The sequence below is a fragment of the Amycolatopsis sp. DSM 110486 genome, from assembly GCF_019468465.1.
GTDB lineage: Bacteria > Actinomycetota > Actinomycetes > Mycobacteriales > Pseudonocardiaceae > Amycolatopsis.
Window position 1 is genome coordinate 986,431 of sequence record NZ_CP080519.1, and the last position, 23,741, is coordinate 1,010,171.

Consider the following 23,741-nt stretch of genomic DNA (forward strand, 5'->3'; position numbering starts at 1 on the left):
GCGTGCGCCGCCGGATCGTGACGCTCACGGTGCTCGCCGCGGTGGTCGCCACGGTGCTGTTCGGGCTGCCGCTGGCCGTCGCGGCACTGTGGTACTTCCGTGAGGACACCGGCTCCGAGCTCGAACGCGCCGCCGACGGCACGGCGCTGGAGGTGTCCGACGCGCTCGCCGCCGGGCGCGTGCCCCGCCAGCCGGTGCAGGGCAGCGCGACCGTCGGGATCTACGACCCGCGGGGACAGCTGGTCTCCGGCGCCGGCCCGGAGACCGCCGACGCGGTGGTGCACCAGGTGTCCGGGGCGGACGTCGACGTGGCGTCCGGACAGGTCGGCGGCGAGGACGTGCTGGCGGTGCCCGTGATGGACGGCGCGCGGCTCGCGGGCGTGGTCCGGGCAGCGATGCCGCACACCGTGCTCCTGCGCCGCGTCGGCCTGACCTGGCTCGGGATGATCGGGTTCGGCGTCGCCGCCGTGGCCGCGAGCTGGCTCATCGCGCGGCGCATCGCGGGTCGGCTGTCGAGCCCGCTGGAGGAGCTGTCGTCCGCCGCGACCCGGCTCGGCGACGGTGACTTCACGGCTCGCAGCCCCCGCGCGGGCATCGCCGAGATCGACCGGGTCGGCGCGGCGCTGGACGTGACCGCGGAGCGGATCGGCGAGACGCTCGATCGCGAGCGCGCGTTCTCGGCCGAGGCGTCGCACCAGCTGCGTACGCCACTCGCCGGCTTGCGGCTGCAGCTGGAGGCCGCGCTGGAGACGCCCGGGCTCGACCCGTACGAGGCGATCCGCGCCGGCATCGACTCGGCCGACCGGCTCGAGCGCACGATCGACGACCTGCTCGCGTTGTCCCGCGAACGCCGGGCACCGCGCGCGGAGCTCGACCTCGACGCGGTGCTGGCCGAGCTGCGCGAGGCCGGCGCTCCGCTGCTCAACGGCCGCGGGCTTCATGTCGACGTCCTGGACCCGCCCACCGTCCGGGCTTCGGCGGCGGCCGTGCGCCAGGTACTCGCGGTGCTGCTCGACAACGCGACGACGCACGGCCGTGGGCCGGTCACCGTTGTCGCGCGCGACGCGGGGGGCGCGCTCGCGATCGACGTGGCCGACGACGGCCCGGATCTCGGCGACACCGACCCGTTCGCCCTGGCCCGCACCGCGCCGCCGGGGCACGGCATCGGATTGCGGCTGGCCCGCAGCCTGGCCGAGGCCGACGGCGGGCGGCTGCGGCTGTCGAGCCCGCACCCGCCGACGTTCACCCTGCTGCTGCCAGCGAGCGACGACCCGGCGGAGCCGGCCGCACCCGCGGAGCCGGCTGAAGCGGCCCAGCCGGCCGAGCCGTCGCCCGCCGTCGCGGAGTGAACAGATCACCGTTTCCGACCGTGAAAGTGCAATGAAACACCCAGATCTCATCCGAACGCGCAACGTTTTCCAGTTTTCGGGGCACACTTCGCTCGATACCGTGGCTCGCACCCGATCTTCATCGCAGCCGCGACGACGAGGAGTAGCCAGGTGACGTCCACCCGACCCGCGTGCGGTTCGGCACTGCGCTGGGGCGCCGCAAACCGGTCGCGGACCTGGTGGCCGAAGCCGGCCACGGCCCGTTGAAACGGTCGCTCGGCCTGGGCCAGCTCACGATGCTGTCCATCGGCGCGACGCTGGGCAGCGGCATCTTCGTGGTGCTCGGCGAGGCCGTGCCCGTGGCCGGGCCCGCCGTGGTGCTCTCGTTCGTGCTCGCCGGGGTCACAGCGCTGTTCTCCGCGCTGTCCTACGCCGAGCTCGCGGGCCTGATCCCGCTGTCGGGCTCGTCGTACTCCTACGCGTACGCCACGCTCGGCGAGCTGGTGGCGTGGGTCTGCGGCTGGTGCCTGATCCTGGAGTACGGCGTGTCCGTGGCGTCGGTGGCCGTCGGCTGGGGCCAGTACGTGAACGAGCTGCTGCGGCTGGCGTTCGGATTCGCGCTGCCCGAGTCGATCAGCGGCCCACCCGGCGACGGCGGGCTGGTGAACCTGCCCGCGATCGTCGTGGTGCTGCTGGCGATGGTGCTGCTGCTTTCGGGTGCGAAGGAGAGCGCACGGGCCAACGCGATCATGGTCGTGGTGAAGATCGCGACGCTGGTCCTGTTCTGCGCCATCGCCTTCACCGCGGTGCAGGCCAAGAACTTCACGCCGTTCCTGCCGCTGGGCCTCGCCGGCATGAGCGCGGGTGGCGCGAAGCTGTTCTTCTCCTACATCGGGTTCGACGCCGCGTCGACCGCCGGCGAGGAGGCCCGCAACCCGCAACGCGACCTGCCGCGCGCGATCCTGCTCTCGCTCGGCATCGTCACGGTGCTCTACTGCCTGGTGGCCGTCGCGGCGGTCGGCGCCCTGCCGTGGCAGCGGTTCGACGACCAGCAGGCGGCCCTGTCGCACGTGCTGACCTCGGTGCTGGACAGCCCGTTCTGGGCCGGCGTGCTCGCCGTCGGCGCCATCGTGGCGATCTCCAGCGTGGTGCTGACCGTCCTCTACGGACAGACGCGGATCCTGTTCGCCATGTCGCGCGACGGGCTCGTACCCAAGGCACTGTCCACAGTGCACCCGAAGACCGGCGTACCGCGCACGAACACCCTGGTGGTGTCGGCGTTCGTCGCCGTGCTCGCCGCGTTCGTACCACTGGGCAAGCTCGCCGACGCGACCAGCATCGGCACACTCTTCGCGTTCGGCCTGGTCAACATCGCCGTGCTCGTGCTGCGCCGGCGCCGCCCGGACGACGCGCGCACGTTCCGCGTGCCGTTCTCCCCCGTCACACCGATCCTGGGCGTGCTCTGCTGCGCGTACATGATGTTCAGCCTCGACGGCGCCACCTGGGTCGTGTTCGGCGGCTGGATGCTGCTCGGGCTGGTGCTGTACTTCGGTTACGGCATCCGGCGTTCGCGGCTGGCGACGGCGAAATGATCGTCGCCGTCCACCAAGGGCCGTACGAGGAGCTGCCCGCCGCGCTCGCCGCCGCGGCCGAAGGCGGAGCCGCGCTCGTCGTCACCGCGGAGATGATCACCACGGGGTACGCCATCGGCGCCGCCGCGGTCGCCGAACGCGCCGAGCCGGCCGACGGAGCGCTGGCTCAGGAACTGGGCGCGCTCGCGGCCGAGCACGGCGTCGCACTGGTCTACGGCTACCCCGAACGCAACGGCGACGCCGTGTACAACTCCGTGCAACTGCTGTCCGCACAAGGGGAACGGCTCGCCAACTACCGCAAGACGCACCTGTTCGGCGACCTCGACCGCGGCCAGTTCTCCCCTGGCGCGGACCTGGTGGTGCAGGCGGACCTCGGCGGGCTGCGCGTGGGACTGCTCATCTGCTACGACGTGGAGTTTCCCGAGCCGGTGCGTGCGCGCCCTCGCCGGCACCCAGTTGCTGCTCGTGCCGACCGCCTTGATGCGGCCGTACGAGCGGGTCGCGGACGCGCTCGTCCCCATCCGGGCGCACGAAAGCCAGCTGTATGTCGTGTATGCGAACCGCTGTAACACCGAGGGCGAGCTGTCCTACTGCGGCCACTCCACCGTCGTCTCGCCCGACGAGACCGTGGCGAAAGCCGGCGAAGAACCCGAGCTGATCTTCGCCGACGTCGACCCGGCAGTGCTTGCGCGTCCGGAGAACACCTACCTGGCCGATCGCCGGCCCGCGTTGTACCGATCCCTGACCGAAGAAGGACTCCAGGCATGACCTCCGCCGTCCCGACCGCGATCCCCACGGACGAGCCGGCCGGGCGCCCGATCACCATGTTCGGCCCCGACTTTCCGTTCGCCTACGACGACTACCTCGCCCACCCCGCCGGGCTCGGCACCGTGCCGGCGGAGCACCACGGCACCGAGGTCGCCGTGATCGGCGGCGGGCTCTCCGGTGTCGTCACGGCCTACGAACTCATGAAGCTAGGGCTGCGCCCGGTGGTGTACGAGATCGCCGAGCTGGGCGGACGCCTGCGCACGCACCGCTTCCCCGGCTTGCCCGACGACGTGGTCGCCGAAATGGGCGCGATGCGCTTTCCCCCGGCGTCCACCGCGTTGTTCCACTACATCGACAAGGTGGGCCTGAAGACCTCACCGTTCCCGAACCCGCTCGCGCCCGCGACGTCGAGCACGGTCGTGGACCTCAAGGGCCACAGCCATTACGCGCGCACGCAGGACGATCTGCCGCCGGTGTTCGGCGAAGTCGCCCAGGCGTGGCAGCGCACGCTCGACGAGCACGCGTCCTTCGCCGAGATGCAGACCGCGATCCGCGACCGTGACGCGAAAACCGTGAAGCGGATCTGGAACGAGCTCGTGCCGCGCCTGGACAACCAGACCTTCTACGGCTTCCTGTGCGATTCGCCCGCGTTCGCGTCGTTCCGCCACCGCGAGATCTTCGGCCAGGTCGGTTTCGGCACGGGCGGCTGGGACACCGACTTCCCCAACTCGATCCTGGAGATTCTGCGCGTCGTCTACACCGGCGCCGACGACGAGCATCGCAGCATCACCGGCGGCAGCAGGCAGCTGCCGGTGCGGTTGTGGGACCACGCACCGGAAACGCTCGCGCACTGGCCCGCCGGCACCAGCCTCGCCACTCTGCACGAAAACGGCCGGCCGCGGCCCGGCGTCACGCGGCTGCACCGCACGGCGCCGAACAACGTGACCGTCACCGACGTGTCCGGGCACATCCGCACCTTCCGCGCCGCGGTGTTCACCGCGCAGAGCTGGATGCTGCTGTCCAAGATCGAATGCGATGAGGCACTGTTCCCGATCGACCACTGGACGGCCATCGAGCGCACGCACTACATGGAGTCGTCGAAGGTGTTCGTGCCGGTGGACCGGCCGTTCTGGCTCGACCGCGACCCCGTGACCGGGCGCGACACGATGAGCATGACGCTGACCGACCGGATGCCGCGCGGTACCTATCTGCTCGGCGACGACCCGGGCAAACCCGCCGTGATCTGCCTTTCCTACACGTGGGCCGACGATTCCCTGAAGTGGCTGCCGCTGAGGGTCTCCGAGCGCGTGGAGGTGATGCTGCAGTCGCTGCGCGAGATCTACCCCGGCGTCGACGTGCGCAAGCACCTCGTGGGCGACCCGGTGACCGTGTCGTGGGAAGCGGAACCGCATTTCATGGGCGCGTTCAAGGCGAACCTGCCCGGCCACTACCGCTACCAGCACCGGCTGTTCACGCACTTCAAGCAGGACGCGCTGCCCGAGCGCTACCGCGGGCTGTTCCTCGCCGGCGACGACGTGTCGTGGACCGCGGGCTGGGCCGAAGGCGCGGTGCAGACGGCGCTCAACGCGGTGTGGGGAGTGCAGCGGCACTTCGGCGGCGAGTCGGCGCCGGCCAACCCCGGTCCTGGTGACCTGTTCGACGACCTGGCGCCGATCGAACTGCCGGACTGACCCCGCGGCCAGTCAACCCGTACCCGCCGGTAGCCAACCAATGGTGTCCCCGGGCGCGACACCGCCGGAGATCGGTCGGCCCGGCTGAACCGATCATGCGAAAATATTACGTATGAATACGGAGCCGGCGCCGAAGTGGCGGAGACTGGAACCGGACGAGCGCAGAGAACAGATCTACGCCTGCGCGGCGCGCCTGTTCGGCGAACGGCCCTACTCGGCGGTGTCCACTTCGGACATCGCCGCGGCCGCCGGGGTCGCGCGGGGGTTGATCAACCACTACTTCGGCACGAAACGCGAGCTGTACCTGGAAATCGTGCGGCGCGCGCTGACCGTGCCGCGGCTCGCGATCGAGATCCTGCCCGACGGGCCGCTCGAGCTGCGCGCGGACGTGGCCATCGACTGGTTCCTCGACATGGTGCGCTCGCAGGAGAAGACGTGGCTCGCCGCGATCGCGCCCGAGGGCATCGGGCGCGACGCGGAGGTCGACCGCATCCTCGAAGAGGCCGACCGCGAATCGGCCGACCGCGTGCTGGAGGCCGTCGGCCTTTCGCGCGACAGCGAGCACGGTGAGGAGCTGAACGCGGCCGTGCGCGCGTTCGCCGGCATGGTGAAGGCGGCGGGACGGGAGTGGCTCGTGCGGGGTTCGCTGAGCCGGGACCAGGTGCACACGCTGCTGAGCAAATCGCTCGTCACGCTCATCGGTGAGGTGTTCCCGCTGATCCAGGGCGAAGTTCCCGGGGAATGACGGAACCCCCGGCACCACGAGGGGGGAGGAAAGTGCCGGGGGCCCCGGCCGGAAGCCTCACGACCCCCGGCTCCTTGCCACGTTACCCCTGGTCGACGTGGGTTCGCTGTCAGTTTCCCCCGGATTTCACCGGGGTGGTCACACGTTCGGCCCACGCCGGAAGGCTGCCGCCACCCGATCAACCCCGCGGGTCGGCCTCGAGCTCGGCCAGGCGGTGCGCCAGCCCGTCCACGCAGCGGCGCACCGCGTAGTCGTACAGGCGGGCGTACCAGCCGGCCGCCAGCTCCGGGTCGGCCATCAGCTCCCGCATCGCGCGGCCCTGCGCGGCCATGCCGGGCAGGTCGGCACGGTCGTGATAGGTCGCGTACTCCTCGGTGTTGTCCAGGCGCAACGCGAGCGTGCTGTCGCGGTCGTCCTCCATCGCGACGAACTGGCAGGCCGTGGCGACGAGCACGTTGTAGGCCAGCACGCTCTCCTCGCCGAAGCCGGCGGCGAGCAGCACGCCGATCCCGCGGTCGATCGTGCGGATGGCGGCCGACACCGACGGCCCGAACAGCACCAGCCGCCGCGCCGTGCCGGGGTGCGCTCGCAGCACCGTGCGCAACTCGGCCAGCAGTTCGGCGAACCAGTCCTGCCACGGCAGGTCTTCGTCGGGCAGGCTCAGCAGGCCGACGACGCGATCGAGCACCTCGGCCACGACCGCGTCCCGGTCGCCGACGTGGTGGTAGATCACCGCGGGGTAGGCGTCCACGGCCGCCGCGAGCTGGCGCAACGTCCAGTTGTCGAGGCCGCGCTCGGCGGTCAGCGCGACCGCCGCGTCGACCACCTTCTCGGCGGTGACGGCCGGCAGTCCCGCTGCCGCGCGCGAGCGCGGACGGTTCCCGGCCCGCGAGGACGAAGACGGCATGCGATGTACCGTATCCGGATAACGACGGCGCGTGCCAGGATTCGGGGATCTAGGGCAGGATCAGGGCATGCCCCGTGCCCTGGCCAACGGCCTCGAACTCGAGTACGACACTTTCGGCGACGCCGCGAACCCGCCACTGGTGCTCGTGATGGGCCTCGGTGCCCAGATGGTGACGTGGGAGACCGGGTTCTGCGAGCTGATCGCGAGCCAGGGATTCTTCGTCGTCCGCTTCGACAACCGCGACATCGGCCTGTCGGCCTACCTCGACGAACTCGGCGCGCCCGACCTGGCGGGGATCTCGGCCGGGCAGGCCTCGGCGCCGTACCTGCTCTCGGACCTCGCCGACGACACCGTCGGCCTGTTCGACGCGCTCGGCTTCGCGAAGGCCCACGTAGTGGGCGCGTCGATGGGCGGGATGGTCGTGCAGCAGCTCGCCATCGACCACCCGGACCGGCTGCTGAGCCTCACCTCGATCATGTCCACGACCGGCGACCCGACCGTCGGGCACACCTCGCCCGTCGCGCTGGCCACGCTGACGCGCCCGCCCGCGGCGACGCGCGAGGAGGCCATCGAGCAGAGCATCGCCTCCTACCGCACCACCGGCTCGCCTGGTTACCCCGCGACCGACGACTACCTGCGGTTCAAGGCGGCGCGGGGCTACGACCGCGCGCAGCACCCGATGGGCACGCTGCGCCAGGCCGCGGCAGTTGTCGCGTCGGGCGACCGCACGGAGGCGCTGCGCTCGCTGCGGCTGCCGACAGTGGTCGTGCACGGTGACTCCGACCCGATGATCGACGTGAGCGGCGGCAAGGCCACCGCCGCCGCGATCCCCGACGCGGAGCTGGTGGTCATCCCCGGCATGGGCCACGACCTGCCCGAACCGCTGTGGCCGGAAATCGTGGGCGCGATCGTGCGGGCCACGAGCCGCAGTTACTAATCGGGCCAAAAGTAGGCCGGCCCCCACGCGGTACGTAACCGTTGCTACGAAGCCATTCGGCCGTGACTGTGGTCGGATTGGTAACGATCGGCACAGTTAAGGAGACGTCAAGAACACCGCGCGGGCTGTAGGGAAAGCGTCCGCGCCTCTCGCGCGGTGCGGGCGGGCACGCTGAGCTGGACTCATGGGTATCACCGGTGGTTTCGGTTTCCCGCTCGGCTGCGCGGCCGTGGTGGCCGCCGCGATCGGGGCGGACATCGCGGGGGCGACCGCGCACCCGCTCTACGCGCTGGTGCCGCTGGCGCTCGTCGTGGTCGCCGCCGCTGCGACCACGGCCCCGGCCGCGGCGGCGGGGATCGCCGTCGTGGCCTGGGCCGTCGACTCCGGCTTCATCCTCGGCCGCGAAGGCCACCTCCTCTTCGACACCGCGAGCGGCCGCGCCGCCCTCGTGCTCGGCGCGGTGCTCGTCGTGGGCTTGCTGTCTCGGCTCGTGGTGACGGCGGCGGTCCGCGCCCGCCGCCGCGTTCACCCCCGGCCGCACCGGTTCGTGGCGTCCGTCCCCTCGCCGCGAACCGCCGGACAGCGGCGGACCGATCACGCAGCCTCCGCTTGATCGGTCCGGCCGGTACCCCGTCCGGAGCGGCCAACCCATCGTCGTTGGCCGTTCCCGGACGGGGTACCGGCGCGTCCGCGGCTGGTCGAGCGTGGTTGGCTGTGGGGGTGTGAGCGTGTCCCTGTGTGTCGAAATCGACTCGCGTCGGGCTCCCGGCGGTGCCAGGCTGGGACGGTCACACGTCGTCACCTTCGGAGGTAAGCATGAGTGATCCGCAACCGTCGCCCAGCGGCGAGGAGGACGACGTCAAGCGCAAGTTTCGCGAGGCGCTGGAGCGCAAGCAGGCCCACGCCCGCTCCGGCTCCGCCCACGAATCCGGCGGCGGCAAGAACCAGCACGCCCACGGGCCCGCCGCGAACAAGCGCACGTTCCGCCGCAAGAGCGGCTGAGCGTCACCCACCGGCGAAGGCCCTCTCACCGCGGTGAGAGGGCCTTTCTCATGCCTCCAGCAGCCGGGCCAGCCGCGCGGTGTCGCGCAGGTACTGCTCGTACGGGAAACCGGCTTCGAGCAACGCCGTGCGCAGCTCGTCGTAGAGCGGTTTCCCGTTGTCGTGGAAGGCTTTCGCGCCGACCTCGGTGATCGTCACGAGCCGGCGCCGGGCGTGTTCGGGGTCCTGGCGCACCTGTACGAGCCCGGCCGTCTCCAGCGGGCGTAGCGCCCGGCTGATCGCCGGGTCCGACACCGAGAGCGCCTGCGCCAGCTGGTGCTGGGTCACCGGCTGGATTTCCTCCAGTGTGCCCAGCAGTCGCATCTGGCTGTAGCTCAGACCCCCGGCACCACCGGAACTGTCAGCACGCCGGCGCGCGGCCTCCCCCAGCAGGAACACCACGCGATGCAGCAAGTCAGCGAGATCGTCGTCCACGCCACAAGTCTACCTTGAGTCTTGCAAGGTTAATATTAACCATGCAAGACTCAAGTCATGACCACGATCGAGTACCTCGCCCAGTCCGCCGTTCCCCTGCTCTTCGTCGTGGTGCCGGCCATCGGCGCCTTCGTCCGCACCCGGCACAGCCCCTCCCGCCAAGCCGCACTGGAGACCTGGCAACGATGGTGGGCCATCGGCGCCCTCGGCTGCTCGAGCCTCTGGATGACGCTGGCGTTCCTCGGTGCCCCGGACGTGATGTCCACGGCGATCGGCTTCACCCGGACCCCGTTCGAGTTCGAAATCGCCTTCGCCAACCTCGGGCTCGCGATCATGGGCTTCCGCGCCGCGTCGGCGTCGGCCCGGGAACGCATCACGATCGGCCTCGGTGCCGGGATGTTCCTCTGGGGCGCGGCCGCCGGCCACCTCTACCAGTGGTTCGCCAACGGCGACCACGCACCGGGCAACACCGGCGGCGTCGTGATCACCGACCTGCTCATCCCGGCCGTGCTGATCATCCTCGCCCGCCGCGCGCAGCGACTGTCCACAGCGGAACCGGCCACGCCGGCGCTGGTCTGAAAACCTTCCTACACAAAGAAAATCCTGAACAAAGAAAAGCGGGCGCACGGGAACACCGTGCGCCCGCCGTCGTGAAAAACTCAGACCGTGAGGATCGAACGCAGCCGGCCGACGTCGGCCATGCGGCGCTCTGCGAGGCGGTCGGCCGCCGCGGCGGGCGGGACGCCGTCGGCCTTGGCCAGGGCGTACACGGCCTTCGTGGTGTCGAAGATGGCCGTGGTCTTGCGCTGGGCGCGGGCGAAGTCGAAGCCGTGGCGTTCGTCGTCGACCTGGATGACGCCGCCGGCGTTGACCAGGTAGTCGGGCGCGAAGAGGATGCCGCGGTCGTCGAGGAGCTTGTCGACGCCCGGGTGGGCGAGCTGGTTGTTCGCGGCACCGCACACGATGCGGGCTTGCAGCGCGGCCACCCTCTCGTCCGTGAGCACGCCACCGAGAGCGCACGGGGCGAAGACGTCGAGGTCCGTGCGGATCAGGGTGTCCACATCGGACACGACCTCGACGCCCGGGTACGCGGCGCGCGTGCGCTCCAGCGCGGGCGCCGACACGTCGGTGATCACGACCTGCGCGCCGGCTTCGACGAGGTGGCCCACCAGGATGTGCCCGACCTTGCCGACCCCGGCGACGCCGACGCGGCGGCCGGCCAGCTCGGGCACGCCCCACACGTGGTCAGCCGAAGCGCGCATGCCCTGGTAGACGCCGTACGCGGTGAGCACCGAGGAGTCGCCCGCACCGCCGTCTTCGGGTGAGCGGCCGGTGACGAACTTGGTCTCGCGGGCCACCACGTCCATGTCGTGCACGTACGTGCCCACGTCGCAGGCCGTGATGTAGCGGCCGCCGAGGGACTGCACGAAGCGGCCGTATGCACGCAGCAGCGCTTCGGACTTCATCGTGGCCGGGTCGCCGAGGATCACGGCCTTGCCGCCGCCGAGGTCGAGTCCGGCCAGCGCGTTCTTGTACGCCATCCCCTTGGAGAGCGCGAGCACGTCGTCGAGCGCGTCGTCCTCGGTGGCGTAGGGGTAGAAGCGAGTGCCGCCGAGCGCCGGGCCCAGTGCGGTGGAGTAAATGCCGATGATGGCTTTGAGGCCGCTGGCCTCGTCGTGGCAGTACACGACTTGTTCATGGCCGCTGTGCCGGCCGAACACTCCTTCGGTCACGGTGGTGACTCCCTTGTCTGACCGCTCGCGGTTCGTGGCCGCGCGCTCCGGAAGGTGGTGTGCCGGACGGAGGTCGTCCACCCCGCACACCGCCAACCTAGAGCCATCCGCGCGAACCGACCACCGCAGGTCGTCGATCAGCCGGCGACGACCTTCCCGAGTGTCGCCATCGCTGCTTCCAGCTGGGCATCCGACAGGTACGGCGCCGGGCCGAACCGCAGGTAGGAGCCCCTGCTGTCGGTCCGGACGCCGTGCTCGGCCAGCGCGTTCTGCAGGTCGCCGGCCGAGGGGCTGCGCAGCGACAGGAACCCGCCGATCATCCCCGGCGGCGTCTCGCGGTCCCTCGACACCACGTCGGCGGGCAGGCCGAGGTCGTCGAAGCACTGCGCGAGCAGGCCGACCTGGTGCTGCGACACCGTGCGCAGGAACTCCGGCGTCAGGCCGTGCTCGGCGAAGAACCGCTGCACGCGCACGCCGCGGTAGTGGCTCGACGGGTCGTAGGTAGCGCCGGCGAAGCGGTCGCCGCCGGTGGCGTAGGCGACGCGGTCCGGGCGCTGCCGGTCGGCGAGCGCGCCGAACTCCGCGTACCAGCCGGTGACGACCGGGCGCAGCTCCTGCGCGTGGGCCGGCAGGCGCAGGAAGCAGTTGCCCTCGCCGAGCTGGAGGTACTTGTAGCCGCCGCCGACCACCCACGCGTTGGTGAGTCCCAGGTCGTGCAGCGAGAACGGCACGACGCCCAAGGCGTGGTAGGCGTCCACGACCAGTTCGACATTGCCGGCGCGGCAAACGTCGGCCAGGTGCGCGAGCCCGGGCACGAGCCGCGCGGTCTCGAACAACACGGCGGACACGAGCACGGCCGCCGTGTTCTCGTCGACCTCCGCGGCCACGCGTTCGGCCAGCGTCGGCACGGGGTCCACGGGCACCCGCACGACTTCGACGCCCTCTTCCTCCAGCCGTGCGAGCTGGCGGCGCAGGGTGTGGAACTCGCCGCCGGTGGTGACCAGGCGCGGGCGGGACCGCAGCTCGATCGCCGAGAGGAACCGGATCACGAGCTCGTGGGTGTTGGCGCCCAGGGCGTACTCGCCGTGCTGGTCGGACAGCAGCGCGCGGAAGCCGGCGCGCAGCTCGTCGGCCTTGGCGAACGCGGCGGTCCACTTCTCGTCGACGTCGCGGGCCGCGTCGGCGAACGCCTCGGCCAGACCCTCCTCCGCGACGTCGGGCCAGGCCTGGTGCGAGTGCGCCGAGAGCAGCAACCGGTCGGCCACACGGAAGCGCGAGTAGTGCGGCGCGAGCGCGTTGTCGTCCGCGCGCAGAGAATCCAGCGTCGTCACAACTTGCTCCGCACGGCCCACAGGTCCGGGAACATCGGCTGGAAGAGGGTGGTCCGCAGGTACGTCGCGCCCGACGACCCGCCCGTCCCGGTCTTGTCGCCGATGGTCCGCTCGACCATCTTCACGTGCCGGTAGCGCCACTCCTGCATCCCTTCGTCGAGGTCGACGAGGCACTCCGCGACCACCGAGGGGCCGCCGTCGTCCTGGTAGACCTTCAGCAGTACCGCCTGCAGTTCCGCCGACGGTGCCACCGGCCGGGTGACGTCTCGATCACGGTCCACGGCATAACCGCTGTTCGCGAGGTATTTGAGGAACGAGTCGAAGACCGACGGCCGGGCCATCGCGGCGGCGATCCGGGCGCGCTGCTCGCCGCCTTCCGGGTAGTGCGCGAACACGCGCTCGTCGCGGCGGCCGAGCACCGCCTCCAGCTCGCGGAACTGGGCCGACTGGAAGCCGCTGGACGCGTCGAGGCGCGCGCGGAAGCTCGTGAACTGGCTGGGCGTCATGGTCTCCAGCACGTCGAGCTGCGCGACGATCACCTTCAGCACCGTGAGGATCCGCCGCAGCGTGCGGATCGCGTGCGCGGTGTTGCCGGCTTCGAGGTTGGCCTGCAGGAACTCCGCCTCGTGCAGGATCTGCTTGAACCACAGCTCGTACACCTGGTGGATCACGATGAACAGCAGCTCGTCGTGCTCGTCGGAACGCGGGCGCTGGGCCTGGAGCACCTCGTCGAGCGCGAGGTACGACGTGTAGCTCAGCGCAGCCTGCGTGTCGTCGGTCTGGGTCATGGGTTCCTCACCTCGTCGAAATCACTGGTCCGCACGGCACGATCGAAGTGCCGTTGCGCCGCGGGCGCCAGCGCGGCGTACAGGTCGTGGAAGAGCTCGACGGCCGCCGCGCGCCGGCCGGGCGCGGGAATCAGCTCGCCGGGCAGCTCGGGATCGAGCGACGGGAACACGCGGAACTCGTGCACCAGTCTCGTTCGCACCGTAAACGCTTGCGCGTCGGGCAGATCGTGCGGGCTGCCACCGAACTCGGTCACGAACGCGTCATAGCGGGCCGACAGCTCGTCGAGGTCCCAGGCCCGCCCGGCGAACCGGCGGACGTCCAGCGCCGCCGACGGAGTGCCCAGCATCAGGCCGGCGTGCTCGGTCACGCCGAGCTCGGCGAGCAGGCCGAGCACCTCGGCCTCGCGGTCGTGCGGCGCGATCCACGTGCCGTCCTGCACCGGGCCGAAGCCGAGGAACCGCAAGCGCCGCACGAGCGTCTCGCGGGCCTGGCGGCGGGTCTCGGGGATGTTCTGCCACAGCACCGTCCACGGGCCGGCGGGCCGGTCGCGGCGGCCGAGGCTGAAGATGCGCCGGTCGCCGTCGGCCAGGACCGCGATGGTGCGGCTCGTGAGCGAGTAGTGCACCAGCCGGCCTTCGCGGTGGCGCGCCAGCAGGTCGCGGTTGACCAGCCGGGTGAGCGCGATGCGGGCGGCGCCGTCGGAGAAGCCCAGCTCGGTGAGCAGCGACACGAGGCCGCCCGACCACACGCGCCGGCTCTCGCGCGGCCGCGCGTAGCTGCCGAGGAGCGTGATCACCAGCTCCTGCGGTCCGGTGGGCGATGGTTCGGGCACGGCATGACTCTATACACCCCAGTCCGCTGCGGTGTAGCTTTCGAGTGAGCAGGTTGTCAGGAGGCTGGATGAAACGGCTGGTGGTCGTCACCGGCGGCACTCGCGGCATCGGCGCAGCGATCGCGGAACGGTTTACGGCGGCGGGTGACACAGTGCACGCGCCGGGCAGACGTGAGTGCGACGTGACCGACGAGCAGGCCGTGCGCTCGTACTTCGCCGATTTGGGCCCGGTCGACGTGCTCGTGAACAACGCCGGGATCTCGTCGAGCGCTCCCACCGCGAAGACGTCGATGGAGGACTGGCGAGCGCAGTTCGAGGTCAACGCGACCGGCGCGTTCCTGTGCACCCGCGAGGTGCTGCCGGGGATGCGCTCGCGCGACCGCGGCCGGATCGTCACGGTGGCCTCGACCGCCGGGCACGTCGGTTACCGTTACACCACGGGCTATACGGCCTCGAAGCACGCCGCGGTGGGGCTGATGCGCGCGGTCGCCGCGGAGATCACCGGGACCGGGGTGACGGCCAACGCGGTGTGCCCGGCGTTCGTGCGCACCGACATGACGGCCGACTCGGTCGCCCGCATCCGCGAACGCACCGGCCGCGACGAAGCCGACGCCGAAGCGGCTTTGGCGGCCGCGTCACCGTTGGGGCGGTTGCTCGAACCCTCGGAGGTCGCCTTCGCGGTGGCGTTCTTCGCCGCCGAGGAAGCGGCCGCGATCAATGGACAGACCCTCGTACTCGATGGTGGAGGAATTCAGAAATGAGCCCGTTCCGTGCGACTGCCCCGATCACGAAGTCGTGGGACCACTTCGAGTTCACCGTGGACGACGGCGTGGCCACGTTGACGTTCAACCGCCCGGAGAAGCTGAACGCGCTGACGTTTGACGTGTATGCGGATTTGCGGGACCTGGTCACGGAGCTGCCCCACCGCGGCGACGTGAAGGTGCTCGTGATCACCGGCCAGGGACGGGGCTTCTGCTCGGGCGGGGATGTCGAGGAGATCATCGGCGAACTCCAGAAGATGGAGACCGCGGAGCTGCTCGAGTTCACGCGCATGACCGGCGCGGTCGTGAAGGCGTTGCGGGAGACTCCCATTCCGGTCATCGCCGCTGTCAACGGCGTGGCGGCCGGTGCCGGGTCGGTCATCGCGTTGGCGTCGGACTTCCGTGTGCTGGCGAAGTCGGCGAAGTTCGCGTTCCTGTTCACGAAGGTCGGCTTGGCCGGCGCGGACATGGGCTCGGCATACCTGCTGCCCCGGCTGGTGGGCCTCGGCCGGGCCACGGAACTGCTGATGCTGGGCGACAAGCTGGACTCGGCCCGGGCTGAGGCGATCGGACTGGCGACGTCGGTCGTGGAGGACTCCGAGCTGGCGCCGACGGCCGCTGCGCTGGCCCGCCGCCTCGCTGACGGGCCGGCGTTGGCGTACTCGACTACGAAGGTCCTGCTGACCCGTGAGCTGGACATGGACCTGGGGTCGTCGATCGAACTCGAGGCGATGACGCAGGCGTTGCTGATGACGGCTCACGACCACAAGGAGTTCTACGCCGCTTGGTCGGCGGGGCGTAGTCCACAGTGGACTGGTCGGTGACCGGCGGCTTGGCGGCGGCTATTTCGTCGCCAAGGTGACGCTACCCAGGCCGGGAATGTCGGCCGCGAGACTTTCGCCGCCAGTGAACGGCGTCGGCGCGCACAGGGTGCCGGTGAGGATCAGGGCGCCCGCCGGGATTTCGTCGCCCGTCGTGGCGAGGTGGTTGGCGAGCCAGGCGATGGCGGCGGCGGGGTTGCCGTTCAGCACCGCGGTGGAGGCGCCCGGAACGACGCGGTCGCCGATGGTGAGGGTGCAGGTGATGGCCGAAAGGTCTTGCGGCACCGGGACCTGGGGGCCGAGCAGGGCGTAGGCGGCGTTGGTGTTGTCGGCGGCGAGCATGGGCAGCGTGGTGGGGCCGCCGGACCAGCGGGAGTCGACGATTTCGAAGGCGGGGGCGATCGCGGCCGTCGCGGCGAGGACGTTCTCGGCGGTGGTGTCGGGGCCGGAAAGCGGGCGGCCGAGGATGAAGGCGATTTCGACTTCGGCGCGAGGGGCGAACAGGTCCGCGGTCGACAAGGGTTGCCCGGGGTCCAGCACGGTGGAAGCCAGGACGTAGCCGAGGGCGGGCTCGGCGGCGCTGTAGGTGGCGCGGGCCGGCTCGGACGTGAGGCCGATTTTGTAGCCCGCGAGGCGGTCGCCGGCGGCCAGGGCCAGGTCGCGGGTCGATCGGGAGACGCGGTAGGCGTCCGCGAGATCGGCCAGGGGTTCGGGGGCGACGGCGGGGCCGCCGTGGGTGGCCTTGTGCAGGCGCCAGGCCAGGTCGTCGTCCGCCACCGTGTGCTCCTCAGGGGTCCGGGATGGGCCCGGTCATCTGATCACACCTCGGTGTGCGCGATGGCGTTGCCCTCCAGCGAACCGAACCACAGGCGACCGGCGTGCTCGCGGACGCCGACGAGCATGTGGAAGCCCGGGATCTCGCCCCACCGCTCGTGCTCCACAGCGCCGTCGGCGGCGATGCCGAGCACACCGACCTTGCGTTTCGGGGCGGGTTGCAGCGCAGCCGGCAGCGAGCGCACGGCGGCGCGCAACGAGGCGGGCAGGCTGCGGATGGCGTCGAGGGCGGGCACGCGTACGGAGGCCTGCGTGACCCAGATCAAGCCGTCGCTGCCGGTGGCGATGTTGTCGGGGAAGCCGGGCAAGTCCGCCACGAGGGTGTCGCGCTGGCCCTGGCGGGTGCCGTGGAGCCAGAAGCGGGTGACGCGGAACTCGCCGGTTTCGGCGACGGCCACGAAGGATTCGTCCGGGGGCAGGGCGACGCCGGTGGCGAACTGGAGGCCGTCGGCGATCAGATCGATGCTGCCGTCCGGGGCGCGGCGCAGAAGACGGCCACCGGCGGTCTGTTCGATGAGGTCGTCGCGCCAGCGGTCGATGCCGAAGCGGCGCGAGGAGTCGGTGAAGTAGATCGTGCCGTCGGTGGCGACGGCGGCGTTGTTGCAGAACACCAGGTCGAGGCCGGCGGCGGAGGTCGCGAGCGTGCGCACCGCTCCCCCGGCCAGCGGCATCGTGAGCAGGCCTGCGCGGGCGTCGCAGATGAGCAGGTCGTCGCCGTAGAGCTCCAGGCCCAGCGGACGGCCGCCGGTGTCGCCGAGGACGTCGATGCGACGGCCGTCGGGAGCGACGCGCAGGATGCGGCCGTCGTCGACGCCGGTGTAGACCCGGCCCTCGGCGTCCACCACCACGTCTTCGGGTGCGTGCCCGTTGACCGGGACCACCGTGACGTCACCGAAGTCCATCACGAACCTCCTACCGGTAGGTGAGCAGCTGCGCCGCCTCCGCTTCGAAGTGCGGGTGTTCGTTGAACGTCAACAGGTTCACGCCGCCGCGGCCCGAGGTGAGCTTGGTGATGCCGGTGTTCACGGTGACGCGGTTGAACTTCAGCAAGCCGACCTCGGGCACGCCCAGCACCGCGCCCGCGATCGTGCCGATCACGCCCCCGGAGGTGAACACCAGCGCGTGCTCGCCCTTGCCGAGTGACTCGACGAGGTCGGTCAGCCCGGCCGTGCAGCGTTCGAGGAACGCCGGCCACGTCTCGGCGCACGGCCCGTCGGCGCCCGCCGCCACCCACGCACCGAGCGCGGCGTCGAGCAGGCCCTGGTACGCGCGGGAATCCTCCTGCGGGGCGCCGCCGGCGTGGTGGCGCGAAATGTCCACGTGGTCGTATTCGTTCCACCGCGGGTCCTCGACCACGGGCACGTCCGAGCCGAGCGTCTTCAGCGCCGTCGCCGCCGTGTCGCGCTGGCGGGCGAGCGAGCCGGAGCGCACCTGCGCGAACTCGACGCCCCGGCGCGCGAGCTCACGACCGACCACAGTGGACTGTTCGAAGCCGCGCTCGGACAGCGCGTCGTAGTCGGCCGCGCCGAACGAGGCCTGACCGTGACGGACGAGGTAGATCGCACCCAACGCATTTGCTCCTTTTGGCTCGTCAGGAGAACTTGGCCAGCAACCCGGCGGGCAGCACGCGCATGACCGCACTGAGCGGCACCCACGGCCACGAAGGAACGTACGCCATTTTCGGCTCCGCCTCGATCGCCTTGGCCATCGCGCGGGCCCCCGCCTCGGCGCCGGTCAGCAACGGCGTGGTGCCGCTGCGGTCGGTCATTTCGGACGCGATGTAGCCGGGGCGGATCTCGGTGACGCTGATGTCCGTGCGGCGCAGCTCGACCCGCGTGCCCGCCACGAACGCGGAAATCCCGGCCTTCGAAGCGGCGTACGCGGTGAGGTTCTTGGGCAGGCCGCGGATCGCGCTGAACGACGAGACCACGGCGAGGTGCCCGTCACGCTGCTCGCGGAGGATGCCAACGGCGGCCTCGATCTGCGCGGCCGCGGCGACGAAGTTGGTCTCCAGCGTCTGGCGGTTGGCGTCGAAGCGGCCCTTGCCCACGGGCTGGCCCTTGCCGAGCCCGGCGTTCACGATCACGCGGTCGAGCGAGCCGAGCTCGCCGCGGAACTCTTCGAAGACGGTGAACACGCGGTCGTGGTCGTTGACGTCGAGCGGGCGGGTGACGACCGTGATCCCGGGGAAGGCGGCTTTGAGTTCGGCCGCGAGCTCGTCGAGGCGGTCGGTACGCCGCGCGCAGAGGGCGAGGTTGCGGCCGCGCGCCGCGAACTGGCGCGCCATGCCTTCGCCCAGCCCCGAACTGGCGCCGGTGATCAGGATGTTCTTCCGCAGGACCATGGGCCGGATCCTACCGGTTGGTAACCACCGTGCCGCGGCCCTTGACCGGTGGCCCGGCGCTGGGGGCATCGCCGGGCCACCGGTACCGGGTACGGCCGCCGGCCGTGCACGGGGCGCGGACCGCGGGCCGGGGCCGAAGTAGCTGCGCCGCAACCGGGATCGCCGGTGCGGGGCTCGATGGCCATACAAACGCGACCCCGCAGGTCAGGGCAATGGTTCACAGTTGCCAGTACTAGCCCGTTCGCCCCAGTGGTGACGCGGAGTGCCTGGTCGGCTGCTGATACGGTCTGGAGTGTCGGTTCGGACACTGTGGGTTTTCGGACACTCCGTTTGGAGGACCACGGGTTTTCGGACACGGGTTTTCACGGGTTTTCACCACGAACCGGTGCGGTGCGAGACCACGGGCGGGGGCATGGCTGGTGGAACTGCGGACGAGTCCGGGGCCGACGGCGCCCGGACCGCGTTCGCGAGCGCGCTGCGCGCGGCGATCACCGCCAGCGGCCTGTCGCTCGACCGGATCCAGGCGCGGCTGCGCGCCCGCGGCGCGGCCGTCAGCGTCACGGCGCTGAGCTACTGGCAGTCGGGCAAACGCCAGCCCGAACGCTCGGGTTCGCTGTCCGCGGTGCGCCTGCTGGAGGAGATCCTCGACGTCCCGGCCGGCTCGTTGCTGGGCCTGCTGCCGCCGCCCCGCCCCCGCGGCGCGACCCGCCGCGACCGCGTCGGCGAAGAGCCGTTGACGTTCACGCGCGAGACGCTGCAACCGCTGCTGGACCGCGTCGGCGCGTCGAACATGCTCGACCAGCAGCAGCACCTCAAGCTCGTCGGCCTGCACGACCGCTGCGAGATCGCCGCGGACGGCGGCCAGCAGGCCGTCACGTCCCGCGCCGTCTTCCAGGCCGGCGCCGACGGCCTCGACCGCTGGCTGCTCGTCTACGCCCAGGACGACGCCGCGTCCGTGCCGCAGGTCCACGCCGTGCGCAACTGTCGCGTCGGCCGCTTCGAGGCGGATTCCTCGCACGGGATCCTGGTGGCGGAACTGCTCTTCGACCGCCCGCTGGACCGCGGCGAGACGAACCTGATCGAGTACTCGCTGACCAACGCGGGCCCGCCCTACCCGCAATGCCGCGCCACGCACTACCGCGAGTTCCGCCGCCCCGTGCGCGAATACCTGCTGGAAATCCGCTTCGCCCCGGAAGCCGAGCCCGCGCGTTGCTGGCAGTACTCCCGCGGCGGCGACACCACCCCGTCCCGCCGCCGCCTCCGCCTCGACTCGGCCCACGGCGTGCACGCCGTGGCGCTCGACTTCGGGCCGGGGATCTTCGGCATCGGGTGGGAGTGAGTCAGCTCAGCTTGGAGCGCAACACCTTCCCGGTCGCATTGCGCGGAAGCTCGTCCAGGAACTCGACGTCGCGGGGCACCTTGTAGCGGGCGAGGTTCGACTTCACGTAGTCGCGCACCCCGTCGGCGTCGAGGGTGGAGTTCTCGCTGCGCACCACGAACGCCTTGAGCCGCTGGCCGAACTTGTCGTCCTCGACGCCGATCACGGCGGCCTCGATCACGTCTTCCCGCTCCACCAGGAGGTTCTCCACCTCCACCGGGAACACGTTCTCGCCGCCGGAGACGATCATCTCGTCGTCGCGGCCGTCGATGAAGAGCAGGCCGTCGTCGTCGAAGTGGCCGACGTCGCCGCTGGAGAGCAGGCCGTCGATGATCTCCTTGTGGCGGCCGTCGGTGTAGCCGCCGAAGCTGAGTCCGCTGCCGACGAAGACGCGGCCCGTCACGTTCGGCTCGGTGATCTGGCGGCCGTGCTCGTCGTACAGCGCGACGCGGCAACCCACGGGGGCGCGCCCGACGGTGCCCGGCGCCTTGCGCCAGTCTTCCGGCGTGGCGACTGTCGCGACGGCGACTTCCGTTGAGCCGTAAAGGTTGTGCACGACGTCGCCGAACTGCTCGTTGGCCCGGTTGCCCAGATCCGGCGACAGCGCGGAGCCCGCGACGAAGATGATCCGCAGGCACGAGGTGTCGTACCGGTCGCGCACCTCCTGCGGCAGGTCGACGATGCGCTGCAGCATCGTCGGCACCAGCACGAGCGTCGTGCAGCGGTGCTCGGCGACACCTTTCAAAGTCTGCTCCGGGTCGAACTTGCGCCGCATCACCACCTTGCAGCCCAGCGCGAAGCTCAGGATGAACTGCGAAAGCCCGGTGCCGTGAAAAAGCGGCGCGCCCATGTACGTGGCTTCGCCCGCGCGCAGCGGGATGCGGTCGAGGAACTGCGCGGACGCAAGCGGCGACGTGTGCGGCCGCGGCGCGCCCTTGGGCGTGCCGGTGGTGCCGCTGGTGAGCAGCACGAACCCGCCGGGCTTGGCGGGCGCGGGCAGCGGGCGGTCGTCGGTGCTGGCGATGATCTCGTCGAGCACGGGCACGGAGTGATCGCCCGGCTCGTCGACCCACGCGAGGTAGCGCTCGACGTCACCGGGGATCGCGTCGAGCAGGCCGGTGAACTCCTGGTCGTACACGAGCGCGGTGACGCGTTCGCGCTTCGCGACGTCGGCCAGCTGCGGCTTCGCGAAGCCGGTGTTCATCAGCAGCAGGCGCGCGCCGAGCTTGCCGGCGGCGGCCATGGTGAGCACGAGGCCGCGGTGGTCGCGACACAGCGCGGCGATCACGGTGCCCTCGCCGAGTCCGCGCTCGGACCAGGCCCTGGCCAGCGCGTTGGACCGGTCGTCGAGCTGTTTGAACGTGAGCGGGCCGAGCTCGTCGACGATCCCGACGGCCGCGGGGTCGCGGCGCGCGGCGATGTGGTTGGCGCCGGCGAACGGGCCGTACTTCCGGATGGCCACGACCGAGCGCACACCCTCGTCGAGCCGCGGGAACGGCACGAGTCCCGCGCGGCGCATCACGTCGATGCTGCGCACGGTCTCGGCCACCTTGTCCGTGACCTGGCTGGCGAGGCCGAACACCCCGGCCGGGTTCCTCATCCGGGCACCTCCGTTGCTGCTTCGGGGGAAAGCCGCCCGTACCGCCGGTATGGGTGGCTACTCGACAGTAGACCAAGCCGGGCGCCCGTGCACCAGACCACGGCGGCCGCGTTCGGTGACCGAAATTGTCGGTGCCCCCGCGCACAATGACGGCGTGCAGGTGATCACCGGCCAGGAGGAGGACTCCGGCTACACGATCTCGACGCCGGCGGGCACCTCCCGCGGGCTGTCGAGGGCCGGCTGGGTGGCCGAGGTGCGCCGGCTCGAGGAGGCCGAGGCGCCGCGCTGGGTGCTGCCCTCGGTCGACGCGCTGTACCCGAAGCTCATCGACGCGGGCGTGCGGCTGGGGCGCTGCTACGACCTGGGCTTGGCGGAAGGCCTGCTGCTCGCTTACGAGGGGCGTGAGAGCGAGTCGCGCAGCCTGCGCGCCGCGTGGGCGCGGGCGCAGGGCGAGGAGCCGCCCGACGACGGGCCCGCGTTCGGCGAGGCGGCGCAGCCCACGCTGTTCTCGCCGCGCGGACCGGGGCTGCCTTCTGGTGTGACGGTCGCCGACGCGGTCCGTCGCGTGCTGGTCGAGCAGGAGAAACGCGTGGCTTCCGTCGCTTCGCCAGGTCGGATGCGCGTGCTGCTGGCGGCGGAGTCGGCGAGCGCGCTGGCCGCGGCGGAGATGTCGGCGGCCGGGTTGCCGTGGCGGGCGGACCTGCACCGTGCGCTGCTGGAGTCCCGGCTCGGTCCTCGCGTGCCGTCCGGGCAGCGGCCGAAAGCGCTGGTCGCTTTGGCCGCGCAGATCACCGACGCGTTCGGCGGGCGGCCGGTGAATCCCGACTCGTCGCCGAGCGTCATCCGCGCTTTGGCCCGCGAGGGCATCGAGGTGCCGGCCGCGCGCAAGTACCTGCTGCGCGACATCGACCATCCGGCCGTCGCGCCGTTGCTGGAGTACAAGGAACTTTCCCGCCTGCACTCGGCCAACGGCTGGGCCTGGCTCGACGAATGGGTCACCGACGGCCGTTTCCGCCCCCACTACGTGGTCGGCGGCGTGGTCTCCGGCCGCTGGGCCACCCGCGGCGGCGGGGCGCTGCAGATCCCCAAGGTGCTGCGCACGTGTGTCCGCGCGGATCCCGGCTGGAAACTCGTCGTCGCCGACGCCGCGCAGCTGGAACCACGCGTCCTCACGGCGTTGTCCGGCGACCGCCGGCTGGCCGAGGTCTCGGCGGCCACCGACCTGTACGCCCGGCTGGGTGAGGCTCTCTTTTCGGGCGCCCGCTACGTTCCCCCACCGTCCGGTTCCTCGGACGACCGCTCCCGAGCCAAGATCGCCATGCTGTCCGCCATGTACGGCGGCACCTCCGGCGAGGCGGGACCCCTCCTCGCCCTGCTCCGCCAGCGCTTCCCCGACGCCGTGTCCTATGTGGAACAAGCCGCGGCCGCCGGCGAACGCGGCGAACGCGTGCGGTCCCGGTTGGGCCGCACCTCCCCCGCGCCGTCCGCCGCGTGGCGCGCCCTCACCGGCGGCCTCGCCGACGACGAAGCCACGGAAACCCGCGCCCGCCGCGCCTCCCGCGGCTGGGGCCGCTTCACCCGCAACTTCGTCGTGCAAGCCTCGGCGGCCGACCTCACCGCCGTCCTGCTGGCCACGCTGCGCGGCCGCCTCCCCGCCCCCGCCCACCTCGTCTTCTTCCAGCACGACGAGGTGATCGTCCACACCCCGGCCGAACTGGCGCCCGCCGTCTCGGCCCTCATCGAGTCCACCGTGACGGAGTCGGCGCAAATGCTGTTCGGCGAGGCGTGCCCGGTGCACTTCCCCATGCAGGCGGCCGCGGTGGACACGTACGCGGACGCGAAATAGCTCAACCCGACCTACGACAAGGACACCT

General features: G+C 71.2%; 23 protein-coding genes and 1 pseudogene. 13 read left to right on the forward strand and 11 right to left on the reverse strand.

The annotated features are described in order from the left end of the window. Window positions 1-2 precede the first annotated feature (2 nt). From K1T34_RS04755 to K1T34_RS04775, 5 genes and pseudogenes are all read left to right on the forward strand, one after another. Window positions 3-1,349: a HAMP domain-containing sensor histidine kinase gene (locus K1T34_RS04755; protein WP_220243075.1), complete on the forward strand. Its 1,347-nt coding sequence runs from the start codon at window positions 3-5 to the stop codon at window positions 1,347-1,349. 170 nt (window positions 1,350-1,519) lie between these two features. Next, window positions 1,520-2,920 (forward strand): amino acid permease, encoded by a 1,401-nt coding sequence (locus K1T34_RS04760; protein WP_220243076.1) that lies wholly within the window; start codon window positions 1,520-1,522, stop codon window positions 2,918-2,920. Then, window positions 2,917-3,688: pseudogene (locus K1T34_RS04765) on the forward strand (carbon-nitrogen hydrolase family protein). The gene K1T34_RS04760 and the pseudogene K1T34_RS04765 overlap by 4 nt, the downstream one beginning before the upstream one ends. Further along, entirely contained in the window at window positions 3,685-5,379 is a 1,695-nt protein-coding gene (locus tag K1T34_RS04770) for an NAD(P)/FAD-dependent oxidoreductase (protein WP_220243077.1), read from the forward strand. The pseudogene K1T34_RS04765 and the gene K1T34_RS04770 overlap by 4 nt, the downstream one beginning before the upstream one ends. Before the next feature lie 112 nt (window positions 5,380-5,491). Further along, window positions 5,492-6,124, forward strand: coding sequence for a TetR/AcrR family transcriptional regulator (locus K1T34_RS04775; protein ID WP_220243078.1), 633 nt, complete (start codon window positions 5,492-5,494; stop codon window positions 6,122-6,124). A 178-nt stretch (window positions 6,125-6,302) separates the two neighbouring features. Here K1T34_RS04775 and K1T34_RS04780 read toward each other — a convergent pair whose 3' ends face one another. Continuing rightward, entirely contained in the window at window positions 6,303-7,031 is a 729-nt protein-coding gene (locus K1T34_RS04780; RefSeq protein WP_220243079.1) for a TetR/AcrR family transcriptional regulator, read from the reverse strand. A gap of 67 nt (window positions 7,032-7,098) precedes the next feature. Between K1T34_RS04780 and K1T34_RS04785 the strand changes: the two genes are divergently transcribed. The 3 genes from K1T34_RS04785 (at window position 7,099) to K1T34_RS04795 (ending at window position 8,970) form a co-directional block, all read left to right on the forward strand. Further along, complete coding sequence (locus tag K1T34_RS04785; protein WP_220243080.1) at window positions 7,099-7,968, forward strand: alpha/beta fold hydrolase; 870 nt, start codon at window positions 7,099-7,101, stop codon at window positions 7,966-7,968. Between the two features lie 184 nt (window positions 7,969-8,152). Next, entirely contained in the window at window positions 8,153-8,581 is a 429-nt protein-coding gene (locus tag K1T34_RS04790; protein WP_220243081.1) for a hypothetical protein, read from the forward strand. Window positions 8,582-8,784: 203 nt separating this feature from the next. Continuing rightward, a complete protein-coding gene (locus K1T34_RS04795) occupies window positions 8,785-8,970 on the forward strand; it encodes a DUF5302 domain-containing protein (protein ID WP_220243082.1) in 186 nt (61 codons plus the stop codon). 48 nt (window positions 8,971-9,018) lie between these two features. On the opposite strand, the gene K1T34_RS04800 is transcribed toward K1T34_RS04795, so the two are convergent. Further along, window positions 9,019-9,444: a MarR family winged helix-turn-helix transcriptional regulator gene (locus tag K1T34_RS04800; protein WP_220243083.1), complete on the reverse strand. Its 426-nt coding sequence runs from the start codon at window positions 9,442-9,444 to the stop codon at window positions 9,019-9,021. A 57-nt stretch (window positions 9,445-9,501) separates the two neighbouring features. On the opposite strand from K1T34_RS04800, the gene K1T34_RS04805 reads away from it, so the two are divergent. After that, window positions 9,502-10,023 carry a DUF6790 family protein gene (locus tag K1T34_RS04805; RefSeq protein WP_220243084.1) on the forward strand — a complete coding sequence of 174 codons (522 nt, stop codon included), beginning with the start codon at window positions 9,502-9,504 and terminating at the stop codon, window positions 10,021-10,023. An 80-nt stretch (window positions 10,024-10,103) separates the two neighbouring features. On the opposite strand, the gene K1T34_RS04810 is transcribed toward K1T34_RS04805, so the two are convergent. From K1T34_RS04810 to K1T34_RS04825, 4 genes are all read right to left on the reverse strand, one after another. Then, the gene (locus tag K1T34_RS04810; protein ID WP_220243085.1) at window positions 10,104-11,177 is read right to left on the reverse strand and encodes a Glu/Leu/Phe/Val dehydrogenase dimerization domain-containing protein; all 1,074 of its coding nucleotides are present in this window, start codon (window positions 11,175-11,177) and stop codon (window positions 10,104-10,106) included. Between the two features lie 137 nt (window positions 11,178-11,314). Continuing rightward, window positions 11,315-12,508, reverse strand: a complete 1,194-nt coding sequence (locus K1T34_RS04815) for a kynureninase (protein WP_220243086.1) — start codon at window positions 12,506-12,508, stop codon at window positions 11,315-11,317. After that, window positions 12,505-13,296 (reverse strand): tryptophan 2,3-dioxygenase, encoded by a 792-nt coding sequence (locus K1T34_RS04820; RefSeq protein ID WP_220243087.1) that lies wholly within the window; start codon window positions 13,294-13,296, stop codon window positions 12,505-12,507. Before K1T34_RS04820 ends, K1T34_RS04815 begins: the two co-directional genes overlap by 4 nt. After that, a complete protein-coding gene (locus K1T34_RS04825) occupies window positions 13,293-14,129 on the reverse strand; it encodes a PaaX family transcriptional regulator C-terminal domain-containing protein (RefSeq protein WP_255638312.1) in 837 nt (278 codons plus the stop codon). Before K1T34_RS04825 ends, K1T34_RS04820 begins: the two co-directional genes overlap by 4 nt. 68 nt (window positions 14,130-14,197) lie before the next feature. Here K1T34_RS04825 and K1T34_RS04830 point away from each other — a divergent pair, with 68 nt between their 5' ends. Both K1T34_RS04830 and K1T34_RS04835 read left to right on the forward strand, forming a co-directional pair. Beyond that, window positions 14,198-14,890, forward strand: a complete 693-nt coding sequence (locus K1T34_RS04830; RefSeq protein WP_220243088.1) for an SDR family NAD(P)-dependent oxidoreductase — start codon at window positions 14,198-14,200, stop codon at window positions 14,888-14,890. After that, a complete protein-coding gene (locus K1T34_RS04835) occupies window positions 14,887-15,714 on the forward strand; it encodes an enoyl-CoA hydratase family protein (protein ID WP_220243089.1) in 828 nt (275 codons plus the stop codon). The genes K1T34_RS04830 and K1T34_RS04835 overlap by 4 nt, the downstream gene beginning before the upstream one ends. A gap of 18 nt (window positions 15,715-15,732) precedes the next feature. On the opposite strand, the gene K1T34_RS04840 is transcribed toward K1T34_RS04835, so the two are convergent. Genes K1T34_RS04840 through K1T34_RS04855 form a run of 4 tightly spaced genes read right to left on the reverse strand, consistent with a single transcriptional unit; the run spans window position 15,733 to window position 18,889 of the window. Beyond that, entirely contained in the window at window positions 15,733-16,488 is a 756-nt protein-coding gene (locus K1T34_RS04840; RefSeq protein ID WP_220243090.1) for a 2-keto-4-pentenoate hydratase, read from the reverse strand. 41 nt (window positions 16,489-16,529) lie between these two features. Continuing rightward, window positions 16,530-17,447, reverse strand: coding sequence for an SMP-30/gluconolactonase/LRE family protein (locus tag K1T34_RS04845; RefSeq protein WP_220243091.1), 918 nt, complete (start codon window positions 17,445-17,447; stop codon window positions 16,530-16,532). A 10-nt stretch (window positions 17,448-17,457) separates the two neighbouring features. Beyond that, window positions 17,458-18,114 carry a histidine phosphatase family protein gene (locus tag K1T34_RS04850; RefSeq protein ID WP_220243092.1) on the reverse strand — a complete coding sequence of 219 codons (657 nt, stop codon included), beginning with the start codon at window positions 18,112-18,114 and terminating at the stop codon, window positions 17,458-17,460. 22 nt (window positions 18,115-18,136) lie between these two features. Further along, window positions 18,137-18,889, reverse strand: coding sequence for an SDR family oxidoreductase (locus K1T34_RS04855; protein ID WP_220243093.1), 753 nt, complete (start codon window positions 18,887-18,889; stop codon window positions 18,137-18,139). 412 nt (window positions 18,890-19,301) lie between these two features. Here K1T34_RS04855 and K1T34_RS04860 point away from each other — a divergent pair, with 412 nt between their 5' ends. Continuing rightward, complete coding sequence (locus K1T34_RS04860; protein ID WP_220243094.1) at window positions 19,302-20,228, forward strand: hypothetical protein; 927 nt, start codon at window positions 19,302-19,304, stop codon at window positions 20,226-20,228. A 1-nt stretch (window position 20,229) separates the two neighbouring features. Here K1T34_RS04860 and K1T34_RS04865 read toward each other — a convergent pair whose 3' ends face one another. Then, a complete protein-coding gene (locus tag K1T34_RS04865; protein ID WP_220243095.1) occupies window positions 20,230-21,867 on the reverse strand; it encodes an acyl-CoA synthetase in 1,638 nt (545 codons plus the stop codon). 154 nt (window positions 21,868-22,021) lie between these two features. On the opposite strand from K1T34_RS04865, the gene K1T34_RS04870 reads away from it, so the two are divergent. Next, a complete protein-coding gene (locus tag K1T34_RS04870; RefSeq protein ID WP_220243096.1) occupies window positions 22,022-23,713 on the forward strand; it encodes a bifunctional 3'-5' exonuclease/DNA polymerase in 1,692 nt (563 codons plus the stop codon). Window positions 23,714-23,741: the final 28 nt, after the last annotated feature.